The sequence below is a fragment of the Sphingobium bisphenolivorans genome, from assembly GCF_000412635.1.
GTDB lineage: Bacteria > Pseudomonadota > Alphaproteobacteria > Sphingomonadales > Sphingomonadaceae > Sphingobium > Sphingobium bisphenolivorans.
In genome coordinates this window covers 70,609-85,067 of the sequence record NZ_ASTG01000011.1, presented here as the reverse complement: position 1 = coordinate 85,067, position 14,459 = coordinate 70,609, and the positions used below count along the sequence as shown (strand labels likewise).

At 65.6% G+C, this 14,459-nt stretch carries 15 protein-coding genes; 10 read left to right on the top strand and 5 right to left on the bottom strand.

Going from position 1 to position 14,459, the window contains the following annotated elements:
* Positions 1–47 precede the first annotated feature (47 nt).
* Positions 48–1,172: a site-specific DNA-methyltransferase gene (locus tag L858_RS0110165; RefSeq protein WP_028056003.1), complete on the bottom strand. Its 1,125-nt coding sequence runs from the start codon at positions 1,170–1,172 to the stop codon at positions 48–50.
* A 290-nt stretch (positions 1,173–1,462) separates the two neighbouring features.
* Between L858_RS0110165 and L858_RS0110160 the strand changes: the two genes are divergently transcribed.
* The gene (locus L858_RS0110160; RefSeq protein ID WP_022683042.1) at positions 1,463–1,804 is read left to right on the top strand and encodes an ArsR/SmtB family transcription factor; all 342 of its coding nucleotides are present in this window, start codon (positions 1,463–1,465) and stop codon (positions 1,802–1,804) included.
* Here L858_RS0110160 and L858_RS0110155 read toward each other — a convergent pair.
* Both L858_RS0110155 and L858_RS0110150 read right to left on the bottom strand, forming a co-directional pair.
* Positions 1,798–2,589, bottom strand: a complete 792-nt coding sequence (locus L858_RS0110155) for a nucleotidyltransferase family protein (RefSeq protein ID WP_022683041.1) — start codon at positions 2,587–2,589, stop codon at positions 1,798–1,800. The genes L858_RS0110160 and L858_RS0110155 overlap by 7 nt on opposite strands.
* A 39-nt stretch (positions 2,590–2,628) precedes the next feature.
* Positions 2,629–4,158, bottom strand: a complete 1,530-nt coding sequence (locus L858_RS0110150) for a M23 family metallopeptidase (RefSeq protein ID WP_028056001.1) — start codon at positions 4,156–4,158, stop codon at positions 2,629–2,631.
* A 224-nt stretch (positions 4,159–4,382) separates the two neighbouring features.
* Between L858_RS0110150 and L858_RS0110145 the strand changes: the two genes are divergently transcribed.
* The 4 genes from L858_RS0110145 to L858_RS0110130 all read left to right on the top strand — a co-directional run bounded on the left by L858_RS0110145 (position 4,383) and on the right by L858_RS0110130 (position 8,554).
* On the top strand, positions 4,383–7,031 hold the full coding sequence (locus tag L858_RS0110145; RefSeq protein WP_238564951.1) for a helicase-related protein: 2,649 nt from the start codon (positions 4,383–4,385) through the stop codon (positions 7,029–7,031).
* Positions 7,024–7,320 (top strand): RNA-binding S4 domain-containing protein, encoded by a 297-nt coding sequence (locus tag L858_RS0110140; protein ID WP_022683038.1) that lies wholly within the window; start codon positions 7,024–7,026, stop codon positions 7,318–7,320. Before L858_RS0110145 ends, L858_RS0110140 begins: the two co-directional genes overlap by 8 nt.
* A gap of 98 nt (positions 7,321–7,418) precedes the next feature.
* Positions 7,419–7,757, top strand: coding sequence for a ferredoxin FdxA (gene fdxA / locus L858_RS0110135; RefSeq protein WP_022683037.1), 339 nt, complete (start codon positions 7,419–7,421; stop codon positions 7,755–7,757).
* Between the two features lie 269 nt (positions 7,758–8,026).
* On the top strand, positions 8,027–8,554 hold the full coding sequence (locus L858_RS0110130) for a CarD family transcriptional regulator (RefSeq protein WP_022683036.1): 528 nt from the start codon (positions 8,027–8,029) through the stop codon (positions 8,552–8,554).
* A 120-nt stretch (positions 8,555–8,674) separates the two neighbouring features.
* Here the strand turns inward: L858_RS0110130 and L858_RS0110125 are convergent, their stop codons facing one another.
* Both L858_RS0110125 and L858_RS0110120 read right to left on the bottom strand, forming a co-directional pair.
* Positions 8,675–8,917, bottom strand: coding sequence for a hypothetical protein (locus L858_RS0110125; protein WP_022683035.1), 243 nt, complete (start codon positions 8,915–8,917; stop codon positions 8,675–8,677).
* Positions 8,918–8,997: 80 nt separating this feature from the next.
* Positions 8,998–9,456, bottom strand: a complete 459-nt coding sequence (locus L858_RS0110120) for a hypothetical protein (RefSeq protein WP_022683034.1) — start codon at positions 9,454–9,456, stop codon at positions 8,998–9,000.
* 125 nt (positions 9,457–9,581) lie between these two features.
* Between L858_RS0110120 and L858_RS0110115 the strand changes: the two genes are divergently transcribed.
* The 5 genes from L858_RS0110115 (at position 9,582) to cutA (ending at position 14,453) form a co-directional block, all read left to right on the top strand.
* The gene (locus tag L858_RS0110115) at positions 9,582–10,256 is read left to right on the top strand and encodes a TetR family transcriptional regulator C-terminal domain-containing protein (protein WP_022683033.1); all 675 of its coding nucleotides are present in this window, start codon (positions 9,582–9,584) and stop codon (positions 10,254–10,256) included.
* A 106-nt stretch (positions 10,257–10,362) separates the two neighbouring features.
* Complete coding sequence (gene ahpC / locus L858_RS0110110) at positions 10,363–10,926, top strand: alkyl hydroperoxide reductase subunit C (RefSeq protein ID WP_022683032.1); 564 nt, start codon at positions 10,363–10,365, stop codon at positions 10,924–10,926.
* Positions 10,927–11,197: 271 nt separating this feature from the next.
* The gene (gene ahpF / locus L858_RS0110105; RefSeq protein ID WP_022683031.1) at positions 11,198–12,781 is read left to right on the top strand and encodes an alkyl hydroperoxide reductase subunit F; all 1,584 of its coding nucleotides are present in this window, start codon (positions 11,198–11,200) and stop codon (positions 12,779–12,781) included.
* Positions 12,782–13,089: 308 nt separating this feature from the next.
* Positions 13,090–14,136, top strand: coding sequence for a COX15/CtaA family protein (locus L858_RS0110100; RefSeq protein ID WP_022683030.1), 1,047 nt, complete (start codon positions 13,090–13,092; stop codon positions 14,134–14,136).
* Positions 14,133–14,453 carry a divalent-cation tolerance protein CutA gene (cutA, locus tag L858_RS0110095; RefSeq protein ID WP_022683029.1) on the top strand — a complete coding sequence of 107 codons (321 nt, stop codon included), beginning with the start codon at positions 14,133–14,135 and terminating at the stop codon, positions 14,451–14,453. Before L858_RS0110100 ends, cutA begins: the two co-directional genes overlap by 4 nt.
* Positions 14,454–14,459: the final 6 nt, after the last annotated feature.

Sequence of the window (14,459 nt, the reverse complement as noted above, 5' to 3'; positions counted from 1 at the left end):
TCCCTCAAACCAGAGCAGCAGGCCTTCCAAGCGCGTTGCCGTGCCCTTTAAGGCTCGTTCGCCAGCAAATAGGTCTGGCGCAGCGTATCGATCGGCTTCAGCGCGCCCTCGACCTCATGATGCCAGAAGGTCCAGCCATTGCAGCTCGGCGCGTTCTGCAAAGTCGCGCCCATCTTGTGGATCGACCCGCTGTCCGCCCCGACGCTTAGTGACCCGTCCGCGCGCACCACCGCCTTCCAGCGCCGCTTGGCGTCGGTCAGCACCGCGCCGGGCTGGAGATAGCCCGTCTCGACCAGCGTGCCGAACGCCACCTTGGGCTGCGACTTCGCGCTCTGCATGATGGTGAGCGCGCTCTCGTCGAGCGGCAGCGCCGCCTCGATCCGCTCCAGCGCGACCTCGATATAATCTTCTTCCCGCTCGATCCCGATCCACCGGCGCCCCAGCCGCTTGGCGACCGCCCCCGTCGTTCCGGTGCCAAAGAAGGGATCGAGCACCACGTCGCCCGGCTTGGTGCAAGCCAGCAGCACGCGATAAAGCAGCGCCTCGGGCTTCTGGGTCGGGTGCGCCTTGGTCCCGTTGCGCTTTAGGCGCTCCTGACCGCCGCAGATCGGCAGCACCCAGTCGGAGCGCATTTGCAGCTCGTCGTTCAGCGTCTTCATCGCCTTGTAGTTGAACGTATATTTCGCGTCTTCGCCCTGGCTCGCCCAGATCAGCGTCTCATGCGCGTTGGTGAAGCGCGTGCCCTTGAAATTGGGCATCGGGTTCGACTTGCGCCAGATGATGTCGTTGAGGATCCAGAAGCCCTCATCCTGCAAGGCCGTGCCGACGCGGAAGATATTATGGTAGCTGCCGATCACCCAGATCGAGCCGCTGGGCTTCAGGACGCGCCGCGCCTCGCGCAGCCACGCCTTGGTAAAGCGGTCATAGCTGCCCAGCGTATCGAACTTGTCCCAATCATTATCGACCGCATCGACGCGCCCGCCCTCGGGCCGGAACAGGTCGCCGCCCAGCTGGAGATTATAGGGCGGGTCGGCGAAGATCATGTCGATGCAGGCGTCGGGCAGCTTCGCCATCTCGGCGATACAATCGCCCCGCAGCAGGCGATCGGCCTCGATCTCGACCGGTGCGACGGCCTTTTTTCGCCGCGGCGCGACCCGTTCCATGACACCCATCTGCGTGACCCCCATTTCCTTCTGAGGCCCAGCGATGAGTCCTCGGGAGTCCGCCGTCAAGATCAGCAACTTACGCTCCGGGCCTCAGAATATGGTTAACGCTGACCGGAACGAACCGGGTAGCCACGACATGTTGAGTCCGTTGCGACTCTCCGGACTCAAGATGAAGTAGTGTGATGCAAAAGACTCAGCCAAAAAGCGCGCTAAAGTTTTTTTGGTTAACGCCGTCTGGCGCGCAAAAAACTCGCTTCACCTTGACTATCCCATAACCCATTGGTTATGGTTCATACATGACTGAGCCGATTTTGAGGGGCGACCGCTCCGCCGCCTGTGACGAGCTGTTCAAGGCGCTATCCGATGGCACCCGCCGCACGATCCTGGAATATCTGGTCCGCGAAGGCGAGCAGAGCGTCCACGCCCTGACAGCGGTTTCGGGTGTATCGCAGCCGATGGTGTCGCGCCACCTTGGCAAGCTCAAGCGCGCTAGCCTCGTGACCGCCCGCCGCTCCGGCCGCGAAACCTACTACACCGCCCGCGCCAAGGGGCTGGCTCCCATCGTCCGGTGGATGGCCGTCTATGGCGCGCTCTGGTCCCAGCGCTTCACCGCGCTGGAGGGCCTCGATGCCTATTGAGCCAATATCTCCTCGATCAAAGCCACATCCTCCACCTTGTCCGCGTCGATGCACGCCTCCGCCTGCGCCATCGCCACCAGCCGCGCGGCCAGCCCGAATCGCCGCCCCACCCGCGCGATCCCGCCGCGCAGGGTCGAGATCCGCAGCACCGCCCCCAGCAGCGCCAGCGGCCCGAAGGCGGAGAGGATCTTCCACCCCTTCTTGCGGTCCTGCTCCACCTCCTGCCACAGCGCGATCACCGGCCGCGCCCGCGCGCTGCCGAACCAGAAGATATTGGCGCCCGACCACCAGCCGTCCCGGAATTTGAGCCAGGTCCGCCGCGACTGGGGGTAGCGCGCCAGCAGCGTCGCCCGCTCGACCATCGCCATCGCAATGTCCGTGCCGGCTGCCTCAGCCACCATCTGATCCAGCATCGCACCGTCCAGCAGCACATGGTCCGCCGTCGTCATCAGCAGCGGAAAGGAAAATTCCTCCCGCTCCAGCACCCCCAGCAGCGAGGCGGCTATGCCGCCCCCGCTCCGCTCGAACCGCACGTCGGGGTGCTCGGCCAGCCAAGCCGTCGCCGGATCGGCCGCGAACAGCTCCGGCGCCTGCGTCAGGATCACGACCTGTCCGATCGCCGGATGCGCCAGCAGCGCGCGCACGGGATGGTTGATCATGGGCTCGCCCGCGACCGGCGCCAGCGGCTTGATCGAAACGCCCGCTGCCTGCGCCAGCGGGTCGGCACCGGGCCGCGACCCGGCAAGCAACAGAGCGGTAATGCCGGAGGCAGGCGAAGCGATCATCCCCGCCCGTTAGCCGAGGCGCTTTACGACGGAAAGGCGCTAATTGCTCTGCACCGCCGGCGCCGCATCCTTCTGCGCCACCTGCACCGGCAATCCCACTCGCAGGCTCTTGAGCTGCATCAATCGCGCCCGGAACGCCGCCAGTTCGCGCCCTTCCAGCTGCGCCGTCGTGGTAAAGCGCACGGACATCGGATTGACCGTCCGCCCACCGCGATACAGTTCATAATGAAGGTGCGGACCGGTCGACAGGCCGCTCGACCCGACATAGCCGATCACCTGCCCCTGACGCACGCGCTGCCCCGGCCGCGCCGCGATCCGGCTCATATGGGCATAGCCGGTGGCCAGGCCGCCGCCATGCTGCAGGCGGACATAATTGCCATGCCCGCCATGCCGTCCGGCATAGGTCACGACGCCATCGGTCACCGCATAGATGGGCGATCCATAGCGCGCCGCGAAGTCGATCCCCGCATGCATGCGCGTATAGCCCAGGATCGGATGCCGCCGCATGCCGAAGCTCGACGACATGCGCCCGGCGACCGGCGCCGACAGCACCCCGCGCCGCTGGCCGACGCCCGACGCCTCGAACCATTGCGTGCGCCCGTCGCTGCTCCACTTCAGCATGTCGATGCCGCGCCCGCTCGCGCGATGCAGCCCCGCGAACAGCAAGTCGCCCACCTCGACGTCGCCGGTGTCGGCGCGGCGATATTCGGTGATGATGTCGTAGCGGTCGCCCGGCGAAACCGAACCAAGGTCGATCTGCTGCGCCACCACGCGCAGGAAGGACTGGATCGCCTTGGGTGGCGCGCCCGCCGCACGAGCAGAGCGATAAAGGCTCTCCCCGACCACGCCCTGAATGCGCAGCGGCGTGTCATCGACATGGATCGCCGTGCGTTTCACCTGCAACACGCCGTCCTCGCGAGCGATCTCCAGCCCCAGGTCAAGCCGCGCGCGGAATGCCAGCCTGTCCAGCGGACGCGGCATGTCCCGGCTCGCACGCCGGCCCAACAGGATGTCCAGCGGCGTGCCGGGCTTCAGCCCCTTGGCGATGTCGCCGCTCGCCAGGCTCATGACCGTGGCGACGTCGCCGCCGCTCACCCCGGCGCGTGTCAGCGCCCGTGCCAGCGAATCGCTGCCGCCGATCTGCGCGCGCAATTCGATCTGCGGTCGTTCCGGCGTCTCGCGCAGCGGCTGGACCGCATCGGTCGGCCCCATGCGCCGCCCGCTGTCCGCGCCCAGTGCCAGCGGGGTGATCATCTGGCTGCGGACCTCGTCATAATGCGCGGGCGCCATCAGCGGCTGCGGCTCGCCGGGAATCGGCTGGAAACCGGGCGACAGGTACAGCGCCGCCGCGCACAGGCCGAAACAGGTCGCAAGGCCCCGGAACCATGTCGGGCTGCCGACACGCTGGCCAAGGTCGGGAACCAGCTCGACGTCCTCGGCCCAGTCGCGCACCCGTTCCCGCCAATGGCGGCCGTCAGCGGGCTTCGCGGGGTTACGCAGCGCGTCAGTCAGCCACAGGGACGCGGAAGCGCCGCCCTGTTGGGCATGAGTCTGACTGGCATGAAACACGTTTGAAGGCCCCCCGCGGGCGATTGTCGCGCCGACCCCCGCCGTCGCGTTCATCCGCAATTCTGTGAAGGCACAAGGTTAAAGTCAAATAAAGATGGCGCTTTCCCCTTGATATCCACGATGAAGCGAGGCTGCTTCCAGACCGAAGCCCCAATTTGGGGCAAAGGAGCGATTTCCGCCGCTTTCCCCTTGTCCTTGCCCGCCCCATGCCCGACATGGGGTTCATGGCCCAGTTCGCCCGTTCGCCCATCACAGCCGTGTTGGGCCCAACCAACACCGGCAAGACTCACCTCGCCGTCGAACGCATGTGCGGCCATTCCTCCGGGATGATGGGCTTTCCCCTGCGCCTGCTTGCGCGGGAGGTCTATGACCGGGTCGTCGGCATGAAGGGGGCGGAACAGGTCGCGCTCATTACCGGCGAGGAAAAGATCATCCCGCCGGGCGCCCGCTATTATCTCTGCACGGCCGAATCCATGCCGATCGGTGGGGGCCGGGAAGCCGGAACGAAGGAAGATTTCGCCTTCGTAGCGCTTGATGAAGCGCAGCTCGGCGCCGATCCGGAACGCGGCCATATCTTCACCGACCGCCTGCTCCGCGCGCGCGGACGGGAGGAAACCATGATCCTCGGTTCGGCGAGCATCAGTCGCATCGTCAAATCGCTGGTTCCCGACGCAGAGATTATCGGCCGGCCGCGCTTCTCGACGCTGAGCTATGCCGGCGCCAAGAAACTCTCCCGCCTGCCCAAGCGCTCCGCCATCGTCGCCTTCTCCGCCGAGGAAGTCTACGCCGTCGCCGAGATGCTGCGCCGCTTTCGTGGCGGCGCGGCGGTGGTGATGGGCGCGCTCTCCCCCCGCACCCGCAACGCGCAGGTGCAGATGTTCCTGAATGGCGAAGTCGATTATCTGGTCGCCACCGACGCGATCGGCATGGGCCTCAACCTCGACGTCGCCCATGTCGCCTTCGCCTCGCTGCGCAAGTTCGACGGCCGCCGCACCCGCCGCCTTACGGTCGCGGAAATGGCGCAGATCGCCGGGCGCGCCGGGCGCCACCACAAGGACGGCACGTTCGGCAGCCTCGGCCATGAGGATGGCGACGCCGCCTTCACGCCCGAAGAGATCGAGGCGATCGAGGCGCACCGCTTCCCGCCCGTCGGCCAGCTTTTCTGGCGCGACGGCACGCCGCGCACCGACACGCTCGACCATCTGATCCTCGATCTGGAGGAAAAGCCGGAACGGGAGGAATTGCGCGCCGCTCCCGAAGCGGTGGACCTTGCCGTCCTCAAGCGCTTGGCCGACGATCCGCTGGTGATCGAACGGGCGCGAGGCAAGAAACAGGTCGAGCGCCTCTGGGCCGCCTGCGGCCTGCCCGATTTCCAGAAGCTGGGCGCCGAACATCATGCCCGCACCGTCAGCCGCATCTGGCGCTTCCTCTCGGAAGCACAGGGCCACATCCCCCGCGACTGGTTCGCCCAGCAGATCGCGCGACTCGATTCGGTGCAGGGCGACATTGATATCCTGTCGGGCCGCATCGCCGCCGCGCGCACATGGTCCTACATCGCGCACCGCGCCGACTGGCTCGCCCATCCCGCCGAAATGGCGGAACGCACCCGCGCCCTTGAAGAAAGGCTTTCCGACGCGCTTCACGCCGCGCTCACCCAGCGTTTCGTTGACCGTAGAACCACGGTGCTGCTGCGTGATATAGGGCAGAGCGCCAGCAATCTGCCGGTGGATATTGAGCAGGACGGGACGGTCTGCGTCGATGGTGAGACGATCGGGCGACTTGACGGATTTCGTTTCTCGGTCGATCCGGCTACGCGGCATCAGGATAGAAAGATGCTGCTGGCGGCCGCTGAACGGCGCCTTGGAAGGATATTGCGAGTGAAGGCTGACGAATTGCTGGGCGCGCCCGATACTGATTTCGCGCTCATGGACGATGCAGGACAGGCGCCCGGCATCAGCTGGCAGGGCAATGTCGTGGCGACGCTGCACGGCGGCCCGGCGCTGCTGACGCCCGAAATTCGGCTGGATCGCGCCCTTCTGGCCTTGGGACAGGATGTGCAGAAGCAGGTCGCGACCCGCCTCGGCACCTGGTTCGACGGGCAGAAGGAAAAGCATCTCCTCCCCCTCACCAAGATGGTGGCGAGCAGCAGCGATCCCGAAGTGCCCGCCGTGGTCCGCGCCGTCTTCGCGCAGCTGGCCGATGCGGGCGGCGTCATCGCGCGCACGGACCTTGATTCGGCGCTCGGCCATCTCGACAAGGACCAGCGCCACCTGCTCCGCCGCGCCGGCATCGATATCGGCGTGCTCGACATCTATCATCCCGGCCTGTTGAAGCCGGGCGCCGCCCGCTGGCGCGCAGCGCTGCTTGCGGCCCGTCTCGCCAAGCCCTGCCTGCCGCTGCCCGGCCCCGGCCTCACCCTCATCCCGGCGGGCGACAAGCCGGACCAGATGGGCGCGCGGATCGCCGGCTTCCGCGGCTTTGGCGAACAGATGCTGCGCATTGACATGGCCGAGCGGATGGCCCGCACCGCGCATGAGGCGATCGCCAAGAACGAGGCCTTCACCGCGCTAAGCCCGCAGATCGTGTCGCTCGGCCTCTCCGAGCCCGCCTTCCTCCAGCTGATGCGTCTCGCCGGCTTCCGTCCCGTCGAGGCACCCGCTGAGGGCGGGTCCAATTGGGCCTTCCGTGGCCGGCAGAAGCCCCGCCCGCACCAGCAGGCGCATGCCCAGCATGGCCGTGACAAGCGGGGCGCTCCGCCCCATGCCAAGCCGCGCGGCGGCGCACCTCGTCCCGCCTCCGCCGCTTCGGCCGCCGCGCCCGCTGGCAACCACGCCTTTGCGGGGCTGGCCGAACTGCTAGGCCGCAATGGCTGACGCGGGCACGGCAGCGGCCCACGGGCCCAGCCTGCGCATCGACAAATTCCTCTGGTTCGCGCGCCTCGCGAAGAGCCGCTCGGTCGCTCAGAAAATGGCGGAGGACGGCCATATCCGCCTCAACGGCCGGCGGATCGATCGCTCTCATTCCCCGGTGCGGGCGGGCGACCTCATCACCTTCCCCCACCCCAGCGGCGTGCGCGTCGTGCGGGTGGTCCAGCTTCCCGGCCGCCGCGGCCCCGCTCCCGAGGCGCAGTCCTGCTATGAGGAACTCACCGTCGGCGCCTGAAAGCCGGCTATCGGTCGTACCAACAATATCCTCATTGACCTTCGCGGCAGCCGGGCATAGCAGGGCGCCCATTCGTGTAATCTCAAGAGTGGCTGCCCATGACCTATGTCGTGACCGACAACTGCATTCGCTGCAAATATATGGATTGCGTCGAGGTCTGCCCCGTCGACTGTTTCTATGAGGGCGAGAATATGCTCGTCATCAACCCCAATGAATGCATCGACTGCGGCGTGTGCGAGCCGGAATGCCCGGCCGAGGCGATCCTGCCCGACACGGAATCGGGCCTTGAGCAGTGGCTGGAGCTCAACACCAAATTCTCCGCCGAATGGCCCAACATCACCGTGAAGGGTGACGCGCCCGCCGACGCGGACGAAATGAAGGGCGTCGAGAACAAGCTGGAGAAATTCTTCTCGCCCGAACCGGGCGCAGGGAACTGATTGTTTCGCCGCCGCGAAGGGCGACGACGGTACCTCCAAAAAACCACTGACTCCGTCCGATTTCCTGTTCCACTCCCGGATTTTGTGTCTGGGGGTGGCAATTTTGTTACGAATCTGCTAAATAGCGGGTCAAGAGGCGGAGGTGGTCGCATCCGTCCTGGAGAAATGCCTGATGTAATGACGTGGCGCTGCGGACTGCCCCCCGCTTATGTGCTTTCGCACCTGCGAATGTCCCGGCCCCGTCCTCCGATAGATTAGAAAGGTTACAAATGGCTGCCAAGGCGCTGTCCTTCGACGTAGGTGATTATGTTGTGTATCCCAAGCACGGCGTGGGCCGCGTCATAGAGCTTCAGAAAGAACAGATCGCGGGCATGGAGCTGGAACTCTATGTCCTTCGTTTCGAAAAGGAACGCATGACCCTGCGCGTTCCCACCAACAAGGCCGAAGGCGTCGGCATGCGCAAGCTGTCCTCCAACAAGACGCTGGAGGAAGCGATGGAGACGCTCAAGGGCAAGCCCAAGGTCAAGCGCACCATGTGGTCGCGCCGCGCCCAGGAATATGAGGCGAAGATCAACTCGGGAGACCTCGTCTCGATCGCCGAGGTGACGCGCGACCTGTTCCGCGCCGACGACCAGCCCGAGCAGAGCTATTCGGAACGCCAGATTTTCGAGGCCGCGTCCAGCCGCCTCGCCCGCGAACTCGCGGCGATGGAGCAGACCGACGAGCCGGGCGCGCTGCAGAAGATCCTGCGCATCCTGAACGAAGCCGCACCCAAGCACGTCAAGGTGGACGCCTGACGCGCCGACGGCTTAGCAAGGATCACGCGCCTCGTTCAAACGGGGCGAACAGATCGCGCTACTACAAGAAAGGGCGTCCCCGCCGGGGCGCCCTTTCTTCATGCACGCAAGCTGCCCGCCTCACTCGCCCTTGGCGCTGCCCGCCGCGTCCTTCGCCGCGTCGCCGACATCGCTCGCCGCCTGCCCGACCTGGCTGGCCGCGCTCGAAACCGCATTATCCTTGCGCGTCTGGCTGCTGATCAGGAAGAAGGCGGCGATCGCCACCACGACCACCAGCAGCAGGACCGCGATCGCCGTGCCGCCGCCGCCGCGCTTTTCGATGACCGTCGTCGTTGTCGTCGGGCGTTCCTGATAATCGGCCATATTCGTTCCTCCTCCGTTTCAACCCGCCCGGGCCAACAATGCGCAGCGGCGCCGGGCGGTTCCCGAGATCGTTACGTGCCTCACCTGCAATATCCCTCCTGCCCCGCCACCACGATCAGGCAGTCGGTCTTGCCCGCCAGATATTTGAAGCCCGTCTCCTCGCCCGTCCCCGGCCGGATCGTCAGTTGCTGGCCCTCGCGCACGAAGCGGATCGTCGCGCCCTCCGCCACGCCGGCATAATCGCCTTGCCGGTCGAGCGTGTCCCTGTTGGTGATCGCATAATGGCCCGGCTTGCCGTTGGGGGAAGGCTGAATGTCCAGGAACAGCCCTTCCGGCCCGTTCCACCGCCCCGCCCACTCGTCCGTCGGCAGCCCCGCCTGCTGCCCGCTCTCCGTTCCCGCGCTGTCCGGCTCCTCCAGCGTCTCCACCACCGGCGCCTGCGCGCTATTGTTCGCGGCTGCCCCGTTATCGACGCTCTTGGCACAGCCGCCGACAAGCAGGACCGGGACTATCAGCCAGCACAGATCGCGGCCCATCATCCATATTCTCCTTGCAATTCCGACGCCAAACGGCTGAACGCAGCGCTTCGATCCCTCTTTTGCGCAGGGGCGGGCGGCTTGTCAGGCCGTTTGGCGGGGAGCAGGATTGCCGACGGGGAAAACGAATGGACGGCAAGGCAGAAGGACTCGCTGGCAGGGCCCAGCCGCGCGCGCGTTTCGTGCGGGAATCGGCCGATGTGCGGCGGCAGGCACTGATCGACGCGACCGCCCGCTGCCTGGCGGAAAAGGGCGTGGGCGGCACCTCGGTGCGCGGTATCTGCGCGCGAGCGGGTGTCTCGGCAGGGCTGCTCACCCATTATTTCGACGGCATCGACGCGCTGGTCCTCGCCACCTATCGTGACGTGGGCGAAAAAGTCGCCGCCGCGCTGGAGCGCGCCGTCGCGGAGGCCGGTCCCGACCCGCGCGACCGGCTCTGGGCCTATCTGCGCGCGAATCTGCAGCCGCCCGTGCTGGATCCCAACCTGCTCGCCACCTGGATTTCCTTCTGGAGCCTGGTGAAGACCAATCCGGAGATCGCCGCCACCCACAAGGAAACCTATGGCGGGGGCCGTGAACGCATGGAGGTGCTGCTGCGGGAGGCCGCGCCGCAAATCCCCCGCCCCAATGCGCGCATCGCCGCCATTGCGCTTACCGCGATGATCGACGGACTGTGGCTTGAACTATGCCTCGACTCCTCGACCTTCTCGATCGAGGAGGCGCTGGCCATGGTCCAGGAGACCATGACCTATGTTATCCAGAAGCCGAGAGAAGGCTCCTTCGATCAATCGCTCCGGGATTGATCGTTTTTCTCAATCTTCAATCATGATAAAAGCAATTTCCCCCTCCGCGACCCCCACCCTACATAGGCCGGGCAACACAAACCGCCGGAAAAGGAATTGCTAGCCCATGGCGCTTATCAACACCCCCATCAAGCCGTTCAAGGCCACCGCGTTCAAGGAAGGCAAGTTTGTCGACGTCACCGATGCTGACGTGAAGGGCAAGTGGGCGATCTTCTTCTTCTATCCCGCCGACTTCACCTTCGTCTGTCCGACGGAACTGGAGGACCTGGCCGGCATCTATCCGACGCTGCAGAGCCTGAACATAGAGGTTTACTCGGTTTCGACCGACACCCATTTCAGCCACAAGGCCTGGCACGACACCTCGCCGGCCATCGGCAAGATCAACTATTATATGCTGGGCGACCAGTCGGGCACCATCACCAACAATTTCGACGTGATGCGTCCGGGCGTCGGCCTTGCTGACCGCGCGACCTTCCTGGTCGATCCCGAGGGCGTGATCCAGTTCATGGAAATCACCTCCGAAGGCGTCGGCCGCAATGCGACCGAACTGCTGCGCAAGGTCAAGGCTGCACAATATGTCGCCGCTCACCCCGGCGAAGTCTGCCCGGCCAAGTGGGAAGAGGGTGAAGAGACGCTCGCTCCCTCGCTCGACCTCGTCGGCAAGATCTAAGACCTGACAAGGCGCCTGCCGGACCGGGTCGACTTCGCTCCCTCTCCGGCAGGCGTTTTACGACCGACGCACTTGCCACAAGTGCGTCATCCCCGGACTTGATCCGGCATCCCGCTTTTCTTCAGGCGTACCACCCAGGAAGCGGGGCCCCGGATTAGGGTCCGGGTGAAGATAATGAACGAGATTGAACAGAAACGCCGGAACCTTCGGGTCGCACCGGCGATCGGATAACCGCGTGTCCGGCAAACGGCACGCTCATGGAGCTTCGAAGATGTTGGACGCAAATCTCAAGGGCCAGCTTAAGGCCTATATGGCGAACATCACGCAGCCGATCGAGCTGGTGGCGTCGCTGGACGAAGGCGCGAAATCGCGTGAACTGGAAGGCTTGCTGAACGAGATCGCCGAGCTGTCGGACAAGGTGTCGCTGGTCCTCGCGGGCCATGACAAGCGCAAGCCCAGCTTCATGATCCGCCGCGCCGGCACCGATATCGGCGTCACTTTCGCCGGCATCCCGATGGGCCATGAGTTCACCTCGCTGGTGCTCGCCCTGCTGCAGGTCGGCGGCCATCCGTCGAAGGCGGCGCAGGACCTCATCGATCAGGTCAAGGACATTGACGGCGATTTCGCCTTCGAAACCTATTTCTCGCTGTCCTGCCAGAACTGCCCCGACGTGGTGCAGGCGCTCAATCTGATGAGCGTGCTCAATCCCCGCATCAAGCACACCGCCATTGATGGTGGGCTGTTCAAGGAAGAGGTGGACGCACGCAAGGTCATGGCCGTGCCCACCGTCTTCCTGAACGGCGAACCCTTCGCCTCGGGGCGTATGGAGCTGGAGCAGATTGTCGCCAAGATCGACAGCGGCGCGGCAGACCGCGCGGCGGCGAAGATCAAGGCGCAGGACCCGTTCGAAGTGCTGGTCGTGGGCGGCGGTCCCGCTGGCGCCGCCTCGGCCATCTATGCCGCGCGCAAGGGCATTCGCACCGGCGTTGCGGCGGAACGTTTCGGCGGGCAGGTGCTCGACACTATGGACATCGAGAATTTCATCTCGGTCAGCCGCACCGAAGGGCCGAAACTCGCCTCCGCCCTGGAAGCCCATGTCAAGGATTATGATGTGGAGATCATGAACCTGCAAAAGGCGGCGAAGCTGATCCCCGCCAAGAACGAGGGCGGCTATCACGAGGTCGTGCTGGAAAATGGCGCCTCGCTGAAGGGCCGCACCGTCATCCTCTCCACCGGCGCCCGCTGGCGGCAGATGGGCGTGCCGGGTGAGGAGGAATATCGCAACAAGGGCGTGGCCTACTGCCCGCACTGCGACGGTCCGCTTTTCAAGGGCAAGCGTGTGGCGGTGATCGGCGGCGGCAACAGCGGCGTCGAAGCGGCGATCGACCTCGCCGGCATCGTCGCCCATGTGACGCTGATCGAGTTCGACAGCCAGCTGCGCGCCGACGCGGTGCTGCAGCGCAAGCTCGCGAGCCTGCCCAATGTCCGTATCATCACCTCGGCGCTTACGACCAAGGTGGAGGGCAATGGCGAGCGGGTCACCGGCCTCAGCTACAAGGACCGCAACCATGGTACGGAACATGATGTCGAGCTGGAGGGCATTTTCGTCCAGATCGGCCTTGTCCCCAACACCGAATGGCTGAAGGATGCGATCGCCCTCTCGCCCCGTGGCGAGGTCGAGATCGACGCCCGCGGCGAAACCAGCCAGCCCGGCATCTTCGCGGCCGGCGACTGCACGACCGTGCCCTACAAGCAGATCGTCATCGCCATGGGCGCGGGATCGACGGCGGCCCTCTCCGCTTTCGATTATCTCATCCGCCTTCCGGCCTCGGCCGAGACGGCGGAAGCGGCCTGATTACTTCCTATCCTTCTCTCTGAGAGAGAAGGATAGGAAGCCTCGCCGACCCCGTCCTTGAGCCGGGTGAAGCCAGCGAAGCCGGATGAGGGGGGAGTAGCAACCCTCCCCTTCCTTGTCACCCCGGGCTCGCCCGGGGTCCCGCTGCCTTCCTGCCTCCTCCCGACGACCGCGACTAGATCGAGAAATCAGGACCCGGATCGACCCTGTCGTGAACTTGTCGAAGGACCGGGCGCCCCCCCGGACCTTTCGTCCTACCCCCCTACCCCTCTTGCAACCGCCTGAGCATCGGAGCATGGATCGGCGCCATGACCGCGCTTGCCCTCAACCGCCCCGCTGCGGCCGCGCCGCGCCCGGCCGCCCTTGCCGCCTGGCTGCTGGCCGTCGCCACCCTCGTCTTCTGCATGGTCGTGGTCGGCGGCATCACCCGCCTCACCGAATCAGGCCTGTCGATCACGCAATGGAAGCCGATCAGCGGCGCCATTCCGCCGCTCACCCATGAACAATGGATGGACGCTTTCCGTCTCTATCAGCAGATCCCCGAATATCAGCAGCTGCGCCAGGGCATGACGCTCGGCGACTTCCAGTTCATCTTTTTCTGGGAATGGGTGCATCGCCTGCTTGGCCGCCTGATCGGCATAGCCTTCGCGCTGCCGCTGCTCTGGTTCGCGTGGAAGCGGGCCATCCCTTCCGGCTATGGGCCGCGCCTGATCGCGCTGCTGGCGCTCGGCGGCCTTCAGGGCGCCATCGGCTGGTGGATGGTGAAGTCGGGCCTGTCGCAGCGCACCGACGTCAGCCACTATCGGCTCGCCGTGCATCTGCTGACCGCGCTCTTCATCATGGCCGGCCTGATCTGGACGGCGCTCGACCTGCGTGCGCTCGCCCGCGCCCGCTCGGCCCGGCCGGCGGCGATGCGTCCGCTCGGCTTGGTCGCGCTGCTCGCCCTGTTCGTGCAGTTGATGTTCGGCGCCTTCACCGCTGGCCTGGATGCTGGCTATGTCTCCAACACATGGCCGCTCATGAACGACCATTTCGTTCCGGAGGGGATCGACCGTCTGGGTTCGCTCTGGGCCACCCTTTCCAGCGACCCCTATCTCGTCCACTTCATCCACCGCTGGTGGGCTTGGGTAGCAGCGGCCCTACTGATCATCCTCGCCCGCGCCGCGAAACGCGCAGGCGCACGCGGCCCCTCGATCGCCATCAACGCCGCCGTCGGCACCCAGATCGCGCTCGGCATCGCCACCGTCCTCAGCGGCATCGCCCTGCCGCTTGCCGTGCTGCACCAGGCCGTGGGTGCGCTGGTCGTCGCTGCCGCTGCATGGGGCGGCCACGCCATCGGACGGAGGGGCGCATGAGCGGAGTCGCGCTTGTCTATACACTGTTCGGCTCGGCTGAGGTAGCCGAGCGTATCGCGCGCCAGCTGGTCGAGGAACGGCTGGCCGCCTGCGCCAACATTCTTGGCGCTGCGACATCGATCTACGAATGGAACGGCGCGCTGGAACAGAGCGCGGAGGTTCCGGTGCTGCTCAAGACCACACCGTCCCGCCGCGATGCGCTGATGGAGCGGCTGGGCGAGCTGCACGATTATGACGTGCCCGCGATCGTCGCGCTCCCGGTCGATGCCGCGCATCCACCCTTCGCGCGCTGGGTCGGAGACCAGCTCGCAAAATGACGGGTA

What these genes read in the sequence shown, in the direction of transcription:
- L858_RS0110100 (WP_022683030.1), top strand. Translation starts at nt 13,090, where the DNA reads ATGACCGCGCTTGCCCTCAACCGCCCCGCTGCGGCCGCGCCGCGCCCG.
- L858_RS0110140 (WP_022683038.1), top strand. Translation starts at nt 7,024, where the DNA reads ATGGCTGACGCGGGCACGGCAGCGGCCCACGGGCCCAGCCTGCGCATC.
- cutA (WP_022683029.1), top strand. Translation starts at nt 14,133, where the DNA reads ATGAGCGGAGTCGCGCTTGTCTATACACTGTTCGGCTCGGCTGAGGTA.
- L858_RS0110130 (WP_022683036.1), top strand. Translation starts at nt 8,027, where the DNA reads ATGGCTGCCAAGGCGCTGTCCTTCGACGTAGGTGATTATGTTGTGTAT.
- L858_RS0110125 (WP_022683035.1), bottom strand. Translation starts at nt 8,917, where the DNA reads ATGGCCGATTATCAGGAACGCCCGACGACAACGACGACGGTCATCGAA.
- fdxA (WP_022683037.1), top strand. Translation starts at nt 7,419, where the DNA reads ATGACCTATGTCGTGACCGACAACTGCATTCGCTGCAAATATATGGAT.
- ahpF (WP_022683031.1), top strand. Translation starts at nt 11,198, where the DNA reads ATGTTGGACGCAAATCTCAAGGGCCAGCTTAAGGCCTATATGGCGAAC.
- L858_RS0110155 (WP_022683041.1), bottom strand. Translation starts at nt 2,589, where the DNA reads ATGATCGCTTCGCCTGCCTCCGGCATTACCGCTCTGTTGCTTGCCGGG.
- L858_RS0110145 (WP_238564951.1), top strand. Translation starts at nt 4,383, where the DNA reads ATGGCCCAGTTCGCCCGTTCGCCCATCACAGCCGTGTTGGGCCCAACC.
- L858_RS0110120 (WP_022683034.1), bottom strand. Translation starts at nt 9,456, where the DNA reads ATGATGGGCCGCGATCTGTGCTGGCTGATAGTCCCGGTCCTGCTTGTC.
- ahpC (WP_022683032.1), top strand. Translation starts at nt 10,363, where the DNA reads ATGGCGCTTATCAACACCCCCATCAAGCCGTTCAAGGCCACCGCGTTC.
- L858_RS0110160 (WP_022683042.1), top strand. Translation starts at nt 1,463, where the DNA reads ATGACTGAGCCGATTTTGAGGGGCGACCGCTCCGCCGCCTGTGACGAG.
- L858_RS0110165 (WP_028056003.1), bottom strand. Translation starts at nt 1,172, where the DNA reads ATGGGTGTCATGGAACGGGTCGCGCCGCGGCGAAAAAAGGCCGTCGCA.
- L858_RS0110115 (WP_022683033.1), top strand. Translation starts at nt 9,582, where the DNA reads ATGGACGGCAAGGCAGAAGGACTCGCTGGCAGGGCCCAGCCGCGCGCG.